This is a genomic window from Deltaproteobacteria bacterium (assembly GCA_016933965.1).
Taxonomy (GTDB): Bacteria; Desulfobacterota; Syntrophia; order Syntrophales; family UBA2210; genus JAFGTS01.
This window is the reverse complement of record JAFGTS010000027.1, coordinates 22,475-39,034: the sequence shown is the minus strand read 5'-3', so window position 1 is coordinate 39,034 and position 16,560 is coordinate 22,475. Positions and strand designations below refer to the sequence as shown.

12 protein-coding genes are annotated in these 16,560 nt (G+C 55.6%); all 12 read right to left on the bottom strand.

Annotated features, from left to right (window positions below):
* Positions 1–97 precede the first annotated feature (97 nt).
* The gene (locus JXO48_06580) at positions 98–4,036 is read right to left on the bottom strand and encodes a hypothetical protein (GenBank protein MBN2283539.1); all 3,939 of its coding nucleotides are present in this window, start codon (positions 4,034–4,036) and stop codon (positions 98–100) included.
* A gap of 63 nt (positions 4,037–4,099) precedes the next feature.
* Entirely contained in the window at positions 4,100–5,146 is a 1,047-nt protein-coding gene (locus JXO48_06575; GenBank protein MBN2283538.1) for a FecR domain-containing protein, read from the bottom strand.
* Positions 5,147–5,158: 12 nt separating this feature from the next.
* Complete coding sequence (locus tag JXO48_06570; protein MBN2283537.1) at positions 5,159–6,643, bottom strand: tetratricopeptide repeat protein; 1,485 nt, start codon at positions 6,641–6,643, stop codon at positions 5,159–5,161.
* A 119-nt stretch (positions 6,644–6,762) separates the two neighbouring features.
* On the bottom strand, positions 6,763–8,928 hold the full coding sequence (gspD, locus tag JXO48_06565; protein ID MBN2283536.1) for a type II secretion system secretin GspD: 2,166 nt from the start codon (positions 8,926–8,928) through the stop codon (positions 6,763–6,765).
* Between the two features lie 12 nt (positions 8,929–8,940).
* Positions 8,941–9,672, bottom strand: coding sequence for a tetratricopeptide repeat protein (locus JXO48_06560; protein MBN2283535.1), 732 nt, complete (start codon positions 9,670–9,672; stop codon positions 8,941–8,943).
* Between the two features lie 40 nt (positions 9,673–9,712).
* Complete coding sequence (locus JXO48_06555; protein ID MBN2283534.1) at positions 9,713–10,645, bottom strand: AAA family ATPase; 933 nt, start codon at positions 10,643–10,645, stop codon at positions 9,713–9,715.
* 213 nt (positions 10,646–10,858) lie between these two features.
* Positions 10,859–11,710 carry a PDZ domain-containing protein gene (locus tag JXO48_06550; GenBank protein ID MBN2283533.1) on the bottom strand — a complete coding sequence of 284 codons (852 nt, stop codon included), beginning with the start codon at positions 11,708–11,710 and terminating at the stop codon, positions 10,859–10,861.
* A 4-nt stretch (positions 11,711–11,714) separates the two neighbouring features.
* Positions 11,715–12,536, bottom strand: coding sequence for a type II secretion system protein GspN (gspN, locus tag JXO48_06545; GenBank protein ID MBN2283532.1), 822 nt, complete (start codon positions 12,534–12,536; stop codon positions 11,715–11,717).
* Positions 12,537–12,544: 8 nt separating this feature from the next.
* Positions 12,545–13,054 carry a hypothetical protein gene (locus tag JXO48_06540; protein ID MBN2283531.1) on the bottom strand — a complete coding sequence of 170 codons (510 nt, stop codon included), beginning with the start codon at positions 13,052–13,054 and terminating at the stop codon, positions 12,545–12,547.
* A gap of 71 nt (positions 13,055–13,125) precedes the next feature.
* Complete coding sequence (gene pilM, locus JXO48_06535; GenBank protein MBN2283530.1) at positions 13,126–14,649, bottom strand: pilus assembly protein PilM; 1,524 nt, start codon at positions 14,647–14,649, stop codon at positions 13,126–13,128.
* A gap of 277 nt (positions 14,650–14,926) precedes the next feature.
* Positions 14,927–15,901 (bottom strand): type II secretion system minor pseudopilin GspK, encoded by a 975-nt coding sequence (gene gspK / locus JXO48_06530; GenBank protein MBN2283529.1) that lies wholly within the window; start codon positions 15,899–15,901, stop codon positions 14,927–14,929.
* Positions 15,898–16,560: a prepilin-type N-terminal cleavage/methylation domain-containing protein gene (locus tag JXO48_06525; protein MBN2283528.1), complete on the bottom strand. Its 663-nt coding sequence runs from the start codon at positions 16,558–16,560 to the stop codon at positions 15,898–15,900. Before JXO48_06525 ends, gspK begins: the two co-directional genes overlap by 4 nt.

Below are 16,560 nucleotides of genomic sequence, written 5' to 3'. Positions count from 1 at the left end.
TATCAACGAGAACACCATCTGTCATGCCGGACCTGATCCGGCATCCAGTCTTACCCCTGGATTCCCGCCTCCGCGGGAATGACACTCGTGTAATTTCTCACCTGCCCAGCGTCGTGGAGATGAAGCAACTTCCTCCCGAACCGCCCTCCCCTTCACTGGAGCCAGAGCTGAATCCACTCAACGGCATGGGAGGTGCGTCGTTCGAAAAGGCCACGGCCGGTTTCGGCGACAACGCTCTGGCAAAGGCCCGTTTCCCCTCATCCAGGAGACCGGCGAACATCGTCACCGGATTTGACACCAGTATCTGGGCGCTTGCCGGATAGCGAAGATATACATTCTCTCTCTTCGCCCGTGCCCAGTATCCGCTGTTATGCACCATCAGAACCGTGTCGGAATAATAGGCGCCGTCGTCCCATCTCCAGAGCCGCGCATCAATGATGTCGTTGTCCTCGGCAAGGTCTCCGATAGCAGTGGGACCGTTTATAACATTTCCGTTTCCGTCATAGACGACGACCTGAACATCCTTCCAGTAATAATCGGCCTTGTTCGGCGGTGCGATCATGTTCCAGCCGTTGCCGGTGTCGTTATTGTATAAAAGCTCCACTTCAATTGCGACATCCAGAGCAAGACTGACAGGCACCCCCTCGACAGTGGGATTGATGCCGCCTTTTACGAGGAACCAGTACGACGTACCCGGTTTCACTATCAGGGCGGGATCTCCCAGTTCTATGTAATCACCGGAGAGTGGATTGTAGGTGCCGATCCGGTATTTCGTCGCGTCGGGACTCACACCGAAAACGTTCGTTGCCGCGGGGTCATCGGGCCACTGGGTAAAGGAAACCATCCGGTAATCCTCCACACCAAGTCCCGAGGGAACCTTGACACTGGTGTCCTGGACAGTATTGCCCACCGTAAAGGTCAGTTCGTCGGACCAGGGAGAGAAGGACCTGCTGCCCTCGTCCCTGTACCGGTCACGCCAGGAATACTGCAACCCGGGGTTGAGTCCGGCGGGGATGGTAAATTCCGTCAGGTCCGTTTCCGTCGTTTCATCAATCAGAAGCACCGGAAGGTCGGAGCGCCTGACCTGCCACTGCGTGTCCGTATGAGTATCTCCCTCCGGATCGGAACAGGTCCCCCCTTTCAGACCGATGTCGACGCCGGATTCAATAACCGTCCCGTCAGCGGGAGCCGTGGGAACGGGCTTGTTGGGAGGAAAGTTATCCCGAACCGTCACAACGCATTCATCCCAGGATTCAAGTCCTGTATCATCAGCAACGGTCAATCTGAAAACAAGATCCATGTTCTCCGTGGCAAAGGCAGGGGCTTCAAAGGACGGCTTCGGCACCGTCGCATCCGAGAGCGTGACCGCTTCGCCGCCCGTCTGTACCCACTGCCAGGAGACGATCGTTCCGTCGGGATCGTAGGATCCGGAACCGTCAAGCACCACATCGGTATACTCATAGGCGCGCTGATCGGGACCGGCATCCGCTGCGGGCGGATCGTTCGCCTCGATAATTTCATACGTGACCGTATCCTGGTCCTGCAGACCGCCGAAATCGGTAACGGTCAACTGAAAGGTTATCTCGTTGGACGTCCCGTCAAGCTCCGGCACGATAAATGTGGTTTGTGCCGCCGATGGGTCCTCGATAACGGCGGAAATCCCGTTGAGCTGTTCCCAGAAATAAGCGGCAATGCCGTCATCAGGATCGGTGGAACCGGTGCCGTCAAGTGTTGCCTGTTGCCTTTCCGTCACCACCTGTGGGACTCCTGCATCGGCAACGGGAGGAAGATTCCCCTCATAGAACCATTCGGCTTCGGACCATCCGCCCCAGTCGGTGCCGTCAAAGGCCTTGACGCGAGCATAATAGGTAGCTCCGTCCTCGAGCTGCTGTCCATCGTAAGGAACCGATCCGGCCGTTCCCGTGCCCACCGGGGGGTCCCACATGATATTTCCGCTCGCACCCGGACCTGTCCAGACCTCAACTTCGTAAGACACCTGGGGGTCCTCGTCGGCATCGGTATAGGTCCATGATATCGTCATTCCCTCGACCGAAACGGGATTCGTCGTCGGAGGATTGTTTATGTCCCCCTCGGGTACAAATTCATAATCGGTGATGCGGTTTCTCGGACACCCGCTCCAGTATGTCTTGACATCATCGGAGATGACGACCGTATTATAGATACTGGTATTTGACCGGTGGTCCCAGGCAGTGGAAAGCGGTATGTTGTTCTCTCCCACCCAGAGGTCCACGTAATCGATGCCGGCCGGTTCATACTGGTAATCCTGCCACACCCGGACCTTGAAGTCCCCGTCCGGATCGGGAAGGAACAACGAAAGGTCGAATTCCTTCAGAAGGTCCGACCCCGGATAGGAGTACCCGTCACGCATGACCCAGTTCGCCCCGTCCCAGGTATAGATAAGATATGTCGCACTCCGGGGTATATAGTAGCCCTTGGAAACAAACATGAATTCCCTGACGGTTCCTTCCACGGGGGGCTCCACGGGGAATTCGAGATAGAACTTTTCTCCCGTGGTCATCTCGAAGTAGTTTTCATCAGCAGCGATCAGTATGGGAAGGATGTCGGTCTCACCGAAGAGGGCCCGTGTCGGCAGGACCTGGGACGCGGTGAAGGACGGTTGCGATGCCGCGTGGAGCGCCACGTAATCGATGGCATGATACTTGGTCCAGTGTGATATCGAGCGCAGGCGGACCTCGACGGGTTCCCCGTTCGTCAGGTAGGGAGTAAGCTCAAAGGCGGACACGGAATAGGCGAACCGCGGCCGCAGCCTGCCCCGCTCCTGCCACAGGCCTTCCTCATCTCTCGTTTCGACCACGATGGCCGGCGGCCCCACGTAGGGCATGTTATCACCCTCTCCGAGAATGAACCCGGCAACCCGCAGGTACAGCTGGGCACCCTGTGAAACATCGACGGAACCGAAATTGACAATGACCCTGTCATCACTGTAAGCGGGATATCCCTTGTTGTCCTCAGCCGTGGAGACAAGGGACAGAACATCCTCACCGTCACCGGAGACGGCGCTTTGAGGAGCAAGGAAACCCGAGGGCCGGAAGGATATGAGATTTCCATCCTCATCGGGAGCGACGGACACATCGGGCGCATGATCGACCTGGATGAGCGCCACGAAATCCGTGTAGGAATCCTCCTGCTCCCGTTCCTGTATTTCTATGGGATAGACGCCGCCTGCCTCGACCAGGGGCTGCATCAGCTTATAGTGATCTGTGTACTCATTCACCTTGCGTCGTGCCACGGAATAGATATCGTTATCGACGTGGAACTCGCTGCCGTTCCACGGGGCAACCCAGGGACAGGAGGCATAGGCTGACGGGTCTTCCCAGGCCTCCAGTCCGAAAAGCTTTTTGTTCCCTGGCACGTCATAGATGGTTATAGCCACGTCGTCGATATACACGCCGGAAAGATCATTCGAACCACCACAGTAAAAAGAGGTGCTCGAGTATGGTACAGCGGCCCGGTACCTCAGGTAAATGTTACCGCCTGCATATCCATTGCTGATGCTGAACTCGTATTTCCGCCAGGCCGAGGTTGTCTGACCCGCGGGGTCCATGCTCTGAAAGAACTCGCAGAGGGATTCCCAGTCGGTCTCATCATCCGACACGAAGAATTCCCCCCGGTCATACATGCCGTCAACGGCTATGTAGGCCCAGAACCGGATACGGATGATCTGGTCTTCAGTGATCGCGGGCAGGGGTATGGCAGGCGATACGATGGAACCTTCGCAAGGCCTCGTCACGGTTCCATCAAGATCGGTCCCCCAGCAGAAATTACCGCTGTGGGCCATTCCGGGGCCCGCCGTTACGGGGGTTCCCCATTCCCATTCGGCGTCTCCGTTGGCCGCATACCCACCGTTATCGGCTTCAAAGCCTTCTGAATACACAATGGTATCGGCCGCCGCCGGCGGGGGTGCGCCGAGAATACCGCTAAACAGCAGGGCGGACAGTATCATGACGGCATAGCATACTCCGATCTTTTTCGCGTGGGGTGATGTTCTGTTCATTGCTCAAACCTCTTTCATGCTGGTAAAATTCGTTATACCCTACCTATCCTGCATCGTCCGGTCTCAAAGCTCCGGTGTACCCGGTATGTGAGGCAGTTCTTCCTTCAGTATCTCCTGAATCACCTCATCCTCGAGCTGTTCCTGGAAAATGACCTCCTGCTGGAGCTGCATCTGCTCCGATTGCTCTCTTATGTCCTCTTCCACAGTAATCTCGGGAACTCCTGGTTCTTCTGCAATCTCTGGCGCTGCGGGGTATTCGGGAACAACCACCTCATCACCGCTGAAGAGAATTCCCTTGAGTTCTTCCTCAGCGAAGAACGTTTCCACCCCCGTTTCCGCCGCTCTTTCTTCAGCCTTTTTTTCCACTTCCGTAAGCACTGCGCCAGCCTCGACTTCACCGGGACCTACCATGAAATCCTCAAGCAACTGTTCTATCTCTTCCGGTGAGACCCGGACCACTTCCGAGGGAAGGGCACCTTTCTGCACCTGGGTTCGTTCGTAATCGCTGACCAGCACCGGTTCCACTCCGGGAAAGGAGAGACTCGCAACCTCCAGGCGGGTGTTCTCCAGTGCCGTCACTTCCGTATTGACCGGGCTCGCGTTCAACACAAAATCGGACCCGCGGACACCGCAGACGGCCGTCTGGGTCTTCACCCTGAACTCGGATTGCCTGGCGCCGGCGAGATTCGTCACCAGGAAACGGGCCTTGCCGAAGCTCATGCCGATGAAGGATGACCGGCTCGCACTGTCGGGGTCATAGACGCTTTTGTTTATGGTCAGCCGCGTCCCTGAAGAAAGGGTCAGCTCGCTGCCGTCATTGAGGCGGAACCTGACCCGTGCCTCATCGTCCGTCATGAGCGTGTCCCCCTTGAAGAGCGGGGCTTCGCTTTTCAACAGATATCCTATTGCCTCACTACCATGGACGACGACTGCCGTTCCCTGCACCAGGAGGACCGATCCCACGGGAGCCCCGGGGCCCGGACGGAACGGGCTTTCAATGGCCAGGTCCGCGGGAATGCCGGAGGCAACGGCGGGAGAACACCCGAACCATGCGCAAAGGACGACCAGGACACATACGGCATATCGTGAAATATCGCGTGCTGTTTTCATGCCTCACTCTCCTTAAAATCGTGCGACCAGGGACAGGGAGGTTACCTGTCTCTTATAGGTATAATCATCAATATTGGAATCGTTCTTCGTGAAGTTGTACTCGGCAGCCACATGAAGCCACTCATAGACAAGCTTCCGCTCCAGGGAAAGGGACGCGTAATATTTATCGTCATCACGGTCGATATTATAGAATGAGTCACGGTTGTCGTACTTCTGGCCGTAATACTTGCCCGTGACATAGAACTCGAACTCATGCGGCAGCCGCAGGAATGCGCCGAGGCGCAGCTTCATCTGTGTGTAATCGAAGTCCTGATGGGCCGCACTGTTCTTCTCACAGCCGATCCCGCCGAAGAGAAATCCCTGTTTGTCGGGAAGGCTGTAATAACCGTCAAGAGCGATCTCGTTCGCATCGCTGTCACGGTCCTCGTCCTCGAAATGATTGTTACGGTAATAACTGTAGGAAAACCGGGCGATGACGCGGTCACTGAGACGCCAGAGCACCTCGGGCCGCACCTGGTGGCGCATGAGGAAACTCTCACTGTCCAGCCAGTAGTAATGGGGAAGGTAGCTGAGCCCGAACGTCAGCGATTTCATACGGTAATTTCCGTAAAACTGGAAAATGCTTCCTGTCAGGTCATATTCGCTCAGATCGCTGTGCCAGGTCTGATAATGGGTGTAACCCGCCCCCACTGAATATTGTTCCCGCTCAATGACATCATACTTCCCTGACGCATAGAGGACGAAGGCCGTGTCCTCCTCGTCGGCGTAAATGTCCTTATCCACAGGATCGAGGGTAACATTATCATCATATTGGTATCCGAATTTTGCATAGAGCTCGTAAGGCTTGCGCCGCTCCTTCTCGGCCCTGACGGCATCGAGCCACTGCGACGCATAGTCCCGCAGGGTTGCATCGACGGAGGACTCCTTTACATATTCGAATTTTTCAACGGCCCGTTCCATGTCATCCGTCTTGAAGTATGAAATGCCGGCATAGTAATAGCCGTTGTCCCTCAGCGTTGGACTCCGGTCGGCGGCCCCAACCAGATAGTCGAGTGAGGCACCGTACTGCTGTTCCCTGAAAAGGCATATTCCGGCATAATAGCGGGCAAGAATGTTTTCCGGGTCCCTGGCAACAATATCCGTAAAGAGCCGGGCCGCCTCGGCATACTTTTCCATTCGGTAATTCAGATAGGCGATATCGTAGTCAAGCCCCGCGGGCTCGACCCCCGATTCCCGGGCCTTGAGGAGGCAGCGCATCGCATCGGGAAAGCGCTCCATTTTCGTGTAGGTCCTTCCCAAGTAATGGTTGGCCAGAGGATCAGCGCTGTCAGCCGCCAGGGCCTGCTGAAGGTTTCGTTCCGCCTCTTCGTAGTTCCCCTCTTCGTAGGAAAAGACCCCCAGATCATAGTAGGTCCCTCCCGCGGCAGCTGCGGCACACGGCAGAAGAATAAAAAGAAGGATACAGACATTGCAGATGATTTTTCCTGGTTTTCGCATACGCCAACTCCCGAGTAAGGTAATAAATGCCATTACTGTTTCAATTGTATGTAAATCTCACTGTGTCAACGAGTCTATTCTCAGCATACTGCAAAATCAATTGAAAACAAGGGGTCTCGTTAATCCTCTATTCGTATTCCCTCAGCAGACGACTTGTCCCGCGTGTGCCTCTTGATGACCCCTTCCTCCATGGAATCGATCATCCCCTGTTTCTTCTCATACAGATCGCTCGCCTCTACCGGATTTTCGATAATATGGGGGGTGATAAATATGAAAAGGTTCCGCTTCTCACGGGTTGAGCTGTCATACTTGAAGAGATAGCCGAGGTATGGGATATCCCCCAGGAGCGGGATCTTATAGACCGTGTTGTTGATATCGTCACCGATGAGCCCTCCCACAACCACCGTATATTTATCCTTGATGGTCACCGCCGTCTTCGCCGTGCGCTTGAGGGTAGTGGGACGGTCCTCGACCTGGGACTTGAGCTTGGTCACTTCCTGATAGATGTCCAGCCTCACAAAGCGTTCCTGGCTGATCTGGGGCGTCAGGCGCAGCGTAACGCCCACGTCCTTGTATTCGTATGTGCTGTAGTCCCTGTCCGTCGTCGACGTTTCCTGTCTCGTCTGATAGGGCACGTTCTCCCCCACGTAAATTTCCGCCTCCTGATTATCGAGGGTCAGCACCTGCGGCGTCGAGAGGATATGGACGTCGCTGTCCTCGCGGTAGGCGTTGAAAACGGCGCCGAGCGAGGGGAATGTGATATCGCCTATCTTGATGGACTCGCCGAAGACACCCACTGAAAAACCCGCGGGATAGGAAAGAAGCCCCGTCGAGTCGACCCCGGGCATGATGCTGGAACCCGATGGCAGTGTGAAGCCGCCGCCGTATACCTTGTTGCTGTCGCTGTGAAAACGCTCACCGCCGACCCACTCCGCGCCGATCCTCATGTCCTTGTCGACGTTGACCTCCATTATGAGCGCTTCTATGTACACCATCGGCCGGGGAACATCGAGTTCCTTGATGACCTCTTCCAGCACCGTGTAATCATCCCTGCCCGCCGTGATGATGAGCGTATTCGTGGCCTTGTCGGGCACCACCTTTACTTCCTTCGACAGGAGCGGCGCCGCCTGGCCGCCCTGGGCCGCCCGCTTCGCGTCGTCGCCGGTGGGTATATCCATAAGGACCTTCGTCAGTTCCTCGGCATCGGCGTTTTCAAGGTGATAGACCCGGATCTTCGCCTCGCCCCGGGGAACCTCCCGATCGAGAAGCTCGATGAGCTGTTTTATTTTGTTGGTATCATTTTCACTGGCAAGCGTGATGATCGTGTTGGTCCGCTCATCGGGCACAACGCGGACGGTCGGCTCCGCCGCGCCCCGCTTGGGCTGTCGTCCCTGCTGGAATATGGACGTCAGCGATTTCGAAATCTCCACGGCATCGGCATATTTCAGGGGAATGACGGCTATCTGTTCCTCGATGCCCTCGGCATCCAGCGCGTCCACGATCGTCAGGAGCCGTTTCACGTTGGAAAGGAGGTCCGTGATAATGAGCATCCCCGTCGCGGAATAGGACAAGATGACGCTCTCTTTCGAAACAAGGGGGATCAGGACCTTCTTCATCTCTTCGGGATCGGCGTATTTGAGCGGAATGAGCTGGGTCACCACCTTGTCCTCGGAACTCCGTGCCTGCTCCCGCAGGAGGGTTTCCACGTTCTTTTCCTTTGCCGTCCGTACCGGGATTATCTTGATAATATCCCCTGCCGGCACCGCCGTGTAGTCGTGAACATCGAGGACCGATTCAAAGACCTTGTATGCCTCGTCAACCGATATTTTCCGCGGGGAAATGATGGTCACCGTTCCCTTCACATTGCGGTCTATGACGAAGTTCTTCCCGGTCAATTCACTGATGAACTTGATGAACACCCTGATGTCCACATCTTCGAAGTCGATGGTGACATACTGAGAGTCAACGGTGGTCTTCTCAACCTTCTGCGTGGCTGTTGCTTCCGGAGCCGGTGCCGCTTCGACCGGGGTTGCCGGGGCCTGCGCCCCCGCCGGTATCGGACGGGTTTCCCTGACTTTGGTCCGTCTCGTATCGGGTCTTCTTGCCTCGGGACGGGCAGGCGCCGCTTCCGCCGCCGGCGTTGTCTCTTCCCGGTCCTGTACCGTGGGAACCACGTCGTCGTTTCCGGTCACCCGGGCTCCCATGACGGTTCCCGCCGGCATCGAAGCAACGATTAAGACCAGTGCCACAGCGATCGTCATCAAGGTTCTTACTGATTTCTTCATATCTATCCCGTTCTACCCTCCCCGATTCTGAGTAAAATATTCACGATAATCGACCGTTGACCGGAGCTTCGCCAGGTCGGGATCGGTCTGTGCCCATTGCAGCACCGACTCGTCAAGCCGAACCGCTTCCTTCAGGTTTTCCATGGCGTCGCCGACCCTTCCCATGCGTGCATACAGACAGGCCATATTGTATGCGGGGTCGACATAGCCCTTCCCTGCCTCCCGGGCCCGTTCAAAAAGCATCAGGGCTTCCGCGTTCCGGTTGCCGGCCATGGCGATGACACCGAGATTATTCAGGGCACGGGAGAAGGTCGGGTCGATCTCCAGCACTTTCCGGTACGTCACCTCCGCCTTCAGCAGATCACCGGCGCGCTGCCATTCGAGGCCGTCCTCGTAAAGCATTACAACATCATCGATCGCTGCCGTGCCGGCCGCGTTCTCTTCCGCTCCCTCAGGGGTCGCCGGAACGACCTTCTCCACTTCTCCGGCGGCCGGCATGGAAACGGCCGTGTTCTGTTCTACACCGGCCGTCGCCACCTTCTCCCCTTTCAAAGAAAAGCTGTATCCTAACAGTGAAAGGGCCGCCAAGGCAAGCACTATTGAAAGGATCCCGGCGATTGAGATACGCAGCGGCCCGCCGCGCTTTTTCTCCGATCCCGCCGCCGTTATAACGCCGGCATAATTCCGGTAGAGGCTGTCCTTCTCCTTCTGTGCCTTTTTCAGCGCGTCGTGGATATAGCTCATTTCAATCGGTCATCTTCCTTATTGTTTCGCGGCACCGCTCTCAGAGCAGGCCTGAGTATATCGTACCGATCAGCAGAAGGATGGCGAAAACGAGCAGAACGAGCAGGGAAACAACACGATCCGTGGCGGGACCTTTTTCATACCCGGGAATCTTCATGTATCCGCCGCCGATGTCCGCCACGGCTTCTTCAACGATCGCCCTGTCCACAATGGCCGTATCCTTCGTGTAGGCTATGAGCAGCGCGCGGTCGCATATGACATTGATCCTTCTCGGAATACCACGGGAATTGGAGTGGATCGTCCGGAACGCGCCCGGCTCGAACCGCAGGTTCCTGTTCTCACCGGCGGCCACCGACAGCCGGTGTTCGACATATTGCTCGACCTGTTGCCTGTCCAGGGGCTCGAGGTGATAGCGGACCGTGATCCGCTCATTGAGCTGGCGCAGGGACGGAGACCGCAGGACATCTTCCAGTTCGGGCTGGCCGAGCAATACGATCTGCAGGAGTTTTTCCCGGTCCGTTTCAAGGTTCGAGAGCATCCGTATCTGTTCCAGTACATTTCGTGAGAGATTCTGGGCTTCGTCAATGAGGAGAACGGCGTTCCTTCCCTCGGCAAATTCCTTCAACAGGAACTGATTGAGAGCATCGATATACCGCTTTTTCGATATCCTCCCTCTCCCCGTCCGTATCTCGAACTCCTGCATGATCGTCCGCAGCAGTTCAACATCCGATATGGCCGAATTGAAAATAAGGGCGCTCGACACCCTCTCGTCAAGGGCGGCGAGAAATGCCCTGCACAGTGTCGTCTTGCCCGTCCCGACACCGCCGGTGATAACGATGAATCCCTTCTTTTCATGGACACCGAAGAGCAGGTGGTTAAGCGCGTCCCGATGCTGCGGAGCCAGATAGAGGTACCGGGGATCAGGTGTCAGGTTGAAGGGGTTCTCCAATAAACCGAAAAATGATTTGTACATAAGTTTAAAATGCAGTGCCTGAGTGTCTGAGTGCCTGGTATTATGGAAGTCCCCCTTTGCAAAAGGGGGATTGAGGGGGATTTTCAAGTATATAAATCCCTCCCGGCCTCCCTTTACGAAAGGGAGGTGAAAAACCTAATCCATAATCCTATTCCGTAATCCATAATCCGTAATCCCGCATTTTGGTACTCAGGAACTCAGGCACTTAGTCTCTCACTCCTCAAACACATACTTCAGCGTTTCCTCCTGCCCCCGTCTCTTTATGTTGAGCAGGACCTCGGAACCGCTTTTCAATTCCTGGTAAAGGGTGAGCAGGTCGTCGGCGCTGCTGAGCGCCTGGCTGTTGACACCCTGCACGACGTCGCCGTTCTGTATTCCCATCCGGTCAAAGATGCTTCCCTTCTGGATCCTGCTGATCATGAAACCATCCGGCTTCCCGTCCGTAAAAAAAGGCCGGATGCGGACCTGCGTCATGACGGCATTCATGTCCTGAAAAGCGTTCTCGATCTCCGCTTTGCTGACGGTGACGGATGACGGTGAAGACATTTCCGCCGGCTCCGGCACCTCACCGGCGATGGAGGCCGTTTTTTTCCGTTCCTCCATCATCAGGACCTCGTCGTTGTTCTTGACCCTGAGAACAACAACGCCCCGCATGATCTTCTTGATGGTCGCCTCGCCCACGGTATCGCCGATCCGATACAACCCCTGTTTTTTCTTGTCCACTTCCTCAATGACGGCAAATCCCCCTTCGTCACCGCTGTACACCGTTCCGAGGAGAGCCAGGTTCAGGGCCGTTTCCTTCAGTTCCTCCACATTGATCTGCTCGGCGGCGGCGAACTTTTCCTTCCGGGCGGAACCGAAGAGGTTTCTGTCGGAAATAACCAGGTAAGAATCCAAGGTCGGCCGCCGTTGCGTTTTGCGGTCCGGTTTTATCTCCGTGACAATTGTACCGGGCAGGGCCCGTACCATGCCGGCCTTGATAATCCTGTAGAACATGTCCACGGAGAAGTAGGACAGTAGTGTTATTGCCAGCAGAATGACGAATGGGCGGTACCGTGTCAACATGATCTCATCTCACCCTTGGAATCGGTTTTGCTACTGTCCCCGTCAGTGAAATTTTCATCGTTCTGTTCAGGGCATGCACGTTCACATCTCCCTGGAGAGCCATGGTACTCATATCAAGGGGCTCACGCAGCGACACCCTTCCGTTAAACTCACCACCCACGGCCGGCCCCCTGATGTTCAGGGTGTCGATCTTGACGACCCGGTTCTTCATGGTCGCCTTTGATTCCAGGGTATCAAAGGGTATCTCGCTGAATCCGAACAGGTCACCCGCCAATGGGATCACGCCGTCCTTAATGGAAAGGGAAAGGTCACCCGAACCTGCCAGCGGTTTCGCCGCGGTTCCCTCGTATGCGAGGGTCCCTGTCACCGACCCCTGAAATTTCCGTCCTGCCAGGACTTCGATCCAGGTACATTTCCCCGCCTCTATGCCGTCGGCCGCGGCATCAACCCGGACCGTGCCATTCCCGTCATCACCCTCGGGGGCCGTCACCCTCGCCTTTATCGTGCCGCCATAGGCCTTTGCCCGGACCAGAATGGCCTTGTCCCCGAAGATGACGCTCCCCAGGGCCGGCCGCACTTCTATCATGTCAAGGATCACCGACAGTGAGGGTTTTGATTTCGACTGGAAGGTACAGTCCCGTAATTTCACTCCCGGAGGAAAGCTCAGTCCCGCTTTTTCCACGCTGAACACAAGCCCCGGGACCCGCGCTGAAACCGCCGACCGTAAGGAATCAATGAGTATCTCGGCGGGGAACAGCCACCAGAGAAAAAGTCCCGTCACCAGAACGCCGTACACAATATAGCCCACCAGTAATTTTCTTTTCATATCATTGCCTATTGGTAGGTTACCAGATGGATCAGGGCTGTGAGGTATTCAGAACCGCCGACACCCTGCTTGATCGAAATACGCTTGACGTGAACCAGGAAGGCCGGTGATTCCACAAGATAGAGGTATTCGACAAGCTGTTCAAGGGTGACGTCCTCGAGCCGCATCTCCACGGAAGATTCCTTGTACGGTGTCCCTTCAGCGGAGAGCGAGGGTTTCATATATTTGATATTGCCCTTCAGCCCGGCCTCACCGGCCTGTCTTTCAAGAAAGGAGAACAGCGTAAAATCAGCCGGTCGCGCGGCAATGGCCCGATCGATGCTCACCGTATCGGTCTGAAGGGATTTGCATTCGGCGCTCAGTTTCATGATATCCGCGAGGGCCTTTTCATGGACCCGCGTCGCCCGGGCAAGATTTTCCCGCGCCTCGACCAGAGGAAAGAACACGAACTGAACGACGAAAAAGAGGACGACGAATCCGATGCCTCCAGCGAGATAAAACTTTTCACGTTTGGACAAGGTATATTTTCCGATATTCATATTCCTGTTTCAATACCTCCGGCGGCGTGGCAACGGTAATCATCCGGCATTCAGCCGGACATGACCATTTTCAGGTCAAATCCGACCCGGCTGTCGTTCTTTATGAGCTTCGCCGAGCTGACCGTAACATCGGTGATATAATCAGCGGCACCGAGGCTGTTCTTTATCGTATCGACGCTGTTGAAATTGTCCGTTTCTCCCTTTATTTCAATGGAACTGCCGTCATAGGTGAAACTGGTAATGAGAAAATCCACTTCCGGCGGAACGGCTTTCGAGATGTCTCCCAGCACGTCGAGAACGGAAACCTTCATGCCCGGACCACCCCCGGCCGCGGAGGCCTTTTTTATCTCATCTATCTTTACCTGAAGCTGGTGGACCGGATCGACGATCTTCGCCACATCGGGGCAGGTCTCCTTGAATATGATCTGCTCCGTGCGTTTCAGGTTATCCACGTACGCCTTTTCAGTATGATATCCCACATAATAATCGGCACCCCAGAAGGCCAGCACGATCCCGGCAAGGATGGCAACCCACCGGATATCCCGTTTGGCGCCTTCGTAGCGCTTCTTCGGCGTATATTCACCGACACAGAAATTGAATCCTCCCCCTCTGCGGGATTCCCGTGTCGCGAGGGCAAGCGCCTGGTTCATCAGCACGGGGTCCCGGGGGCCCTCGAACTGCTCGTCAAATTCGACCTTCTCGATAGCGGCTATATCCACGTCCTCAACGGGCAGGGATAAAGCCTTTTCCAGCTCTTCCCGAAGGCCCGGAGAATGTGCCCCACCGCCGGTGAGAAGTATCCCGGACGGTATCCCCGTGAATTCCCCTCGGAGACGGACATATTCCAGGGTATTTTGAACGTCCCTCACCAGCTTTCGGTACAGGACGGCAAGTTCTTCCCGGGCTGCGCTCACGTCACCGGACCGCTTCACCTGCTCGGCCTCGCGGGATCCCATTCCCAGGGCATGCGCGATCGTTTCCGTTACAACCCGACCGCCGAAGGACAGTACCCGGAGTTGCTGCACGGCGCCTTTATCGAGAAAGAACACCGTCGTATGGAGGGACCCGATATCGAGAAGAATGGACGTTCCGCCGCCGGCGGCTGCTTTCGCGGCTATGGGAACGGCATCGATATCGATCAGGGCGGCCTCCGCCGCCTGCTCTGCCAGAAGATGAACGAGTTCCCCCACCCGTTGCCGCGGCGCAGCGGCAACGATTATATCGGTGCGGTCGGTCTGTTCCCTGACGATAAAATCAAAAAGAAGCTCGTCAGCCGGACGGGGAATAAGTTGCTCCATCTCGTACTGAAGGGCCTGTTGTATCTTTCGCCTGTCCTTGAACGGAAACCCTATGGAACGGAAAGAAACATCTCTCATCGGGATCGCCGTGATATAGATGCCGCTCGCCAGTTCGCCACCCTGCAGAAGCGACTTGAGCGCCCCGCCGGGACCGCCGGCCTCTTCGATATCCACCAACGCGGAACGGGTTACCCGGTACCCTTTCAAACCCGTCATGACCTGAACGGCCTTGATGGTTTCCGTTCCAATGTCGAGTCCCAGAATTTTTTCCGGCATTGTCAGTTTTCCTTAATAAAAAGTGCCTGAGTACCTAAGTGCCTGAGTGCGTATATGCGTGAATGCGTGACAAAGCCCGCCTCCCCCTTTGGCAAAGGGGGATCGAGGGGGATTTTAAATACATAAATCCCTCCCGGCCTCCCTTTACGAAAGGGAGGTGAAAAACCTGATCCATAATCCGTAATCCGTAAAAACGCCGATAAATCGGCACACTACATACATAGACCAAACAACACACTTGTCAAATAATCCCCGATTCTCGTTTCCCGAATCCCGATCATTCAACCGCCCAGGACAGGAGCTTCACCGTTTTCTTGTCCCTGTCCCTGTCCACGACACCAGTTACGGTCTTTCTCATATCACCCAGATACCCCGTTGATATGATCCTGAAGACATCGCTTTGCGTCGAGATCAGCATCCCCTCAATAACGATCGCGTCCATACCGGTCACGTTCTTATACCATGTCGTTTGGGAAAGTGCATTCTCTTTATCTTTTCTGTACGCATCCATATCCGACGCCATTTCTTCCGTAATGTCCGGCGACAGTACCTGCAGCACCCGCGGCTCCGCCGTGTTGATATTGATCTTTCCGTTGCCATGGACGGTCAGGTAGGGAGCAATACCGGGTTTCTCCGTCGTTCCATAGAGCAGTTCCGGCGAAACGCCTTTTACCATGAGAAGCTCATCGACACAATCGAGGGGTCCGTTCTTGCAGGTATACGCGTCATCAAGGCTCCGGTAATAGAGGTCCTCCGCCCCGAATCCCGTCACCTCGTCATCGTCGTCTATCCAGTCCTTTACGGCATCCATGATATCCCCGGCATCCTGCTGGGTCAGTTCGAACTCGGGAAGCATCAGGAACCGCATCAGCAGGTCCTCAATGAGCGGATTATACTCATTTGCGCTTACCAGCCTGTTGATCGGTATCTTTCTCGATTCATCCTCAATGAGCAGAATAAAGTACCCCTCATCGAAAAGGACGCTCGATGACGCCGAGAGCAGGGAAGACCTGGCCCAGTCCTCGGTAAGGGAATCATATTCGTTCGTGTCCTGACGCAGAAAGGCCGTTCCCCCGTTATACCCTGATTTGGCGATGTACAGGAGAGTAACACCGTCCCGCAGGTTCGCGGCGTCCGTCACCTCCGTCCTGGTGGCACGGTTGAGCTGTATCGTCACCGCGACGATGACGGCGACCAAAAGGATCACGATGACCAGCGCTATACCGCGGTCATTTCCAATGAAATCCTTCATTTTCCCCCCATCATGGGGATATATACACCCGTCCTGAACCGGTACGGTTCGACTTCCTCTCCCGGCCCCGTGAAGGCCAGATCTATCCGCACGACCGCCGGCGCCTTGTTTTTCTCCTGTTCCCGGTTCTCGTCGGAATCCCATGTTTCATATTCCTCACCATCGCTGCCATAGAACAGGAACGCCAGGGACTCGAGCCTGTCGCACACCATGTACCCTCCTTCACGTTCGAAGGTCTTCTCCTCTTCCCACCGGAAGAGGGTATCCTTTCGAAAAAGCGCATGGGAACCGGGCTCAATTTCTTTGACATAGTAATGGATCATGGCATTGCCCGACTGCGTGCCGTTGTCGAAATCAAGATGTGACGATGAGAGAAAGGCAAGTTCCGTGAAATCGGCATCGGCTATATCGCTCGACAGGGAGTGGAAGATGAAAACACCCCGGCAGGATTGGACGGAGGCGAGGTCCTCCGTCATGAGTTTCAGGGTCATCCGCGCCATGTCATAGGTCTCGTCGGCATGTTGCGTTTCCTTAACGATCCGGAGCGTCCCCGTATAGGCGGCATAGACGGTGGTGAGCACCGTCCCGAGAATGAGGATGGCGATCATGATCTCCATCAGGGTAAAACCGCTCTGTCCCTCCGCTCTCATATCGATCAC

Coding starts and splice junctions, on each gene's coding strand:
- pilM (MBN2283530.1), bottom strand. CDS start 14,649: ATGCCGGAAAAAATTCTGGGACTCGACATTGGAACGGAAACCATCAAG.
- gspD (MBN2283536.1), bottom strand. CDS start 8,928: ATGAAGAAATCAGTAAGAACCTTGATGACGATCGCTGTGGCACTGGTC.
- JXO48_06575 (MBN2283538.1), bottom strand. CDS start 5,146: ATGAAAACAGCACGCGATATTTCACGATATGCCGTATGTGTCCTGGTC.
- JXO48_06550 (MBN2283533.1), bottom strand. CDS start 11,710: ATGTTGACACGGTACCGCCCATTCGTCATTCTGCTGGCAATAACACTA.
- JXO48_06560 (MBN2283535.1), bottom strand. CDS start 9,672: ATGAGCTATATCCACGACGCGCTGAAAAAGGCACAGAAGGAGAAGGAC.
- gspK (MBN2283529.1), bottom strand. CDS start 15,901: ATGAAGGATTTCATTGGAAATGACCGCGGTATAGCGCTGGTCATCGTG.
- JXO48_06580 (MBN2283539.1), bottom strand. CDS start 4,036: ATGAACAGAACATCACCCCACGCGAAAAAGATCGGAGTATGCTATGCC.
- gspN (MBN2283532.1), bottom strand. CDS start 12,536: ATGAAAAGAAAATTACTGGTGGGCTATATTGTGTACGGCGTTCTGGTG.
- JXO48_06570 (MBN2283537.1), bottom strand. CDS start 6,643: ATGCGAAAACCAGGAAAAATCATCTGCAATGTCTGTATCCTTCTTTTT.
- JXO48_06555 (MBN2283534.1), bottom strand. CDS start 10,645: ATGTACAAATCATTTTTCGGTTTATTGGAGAACCCCTTCAACCTGACA.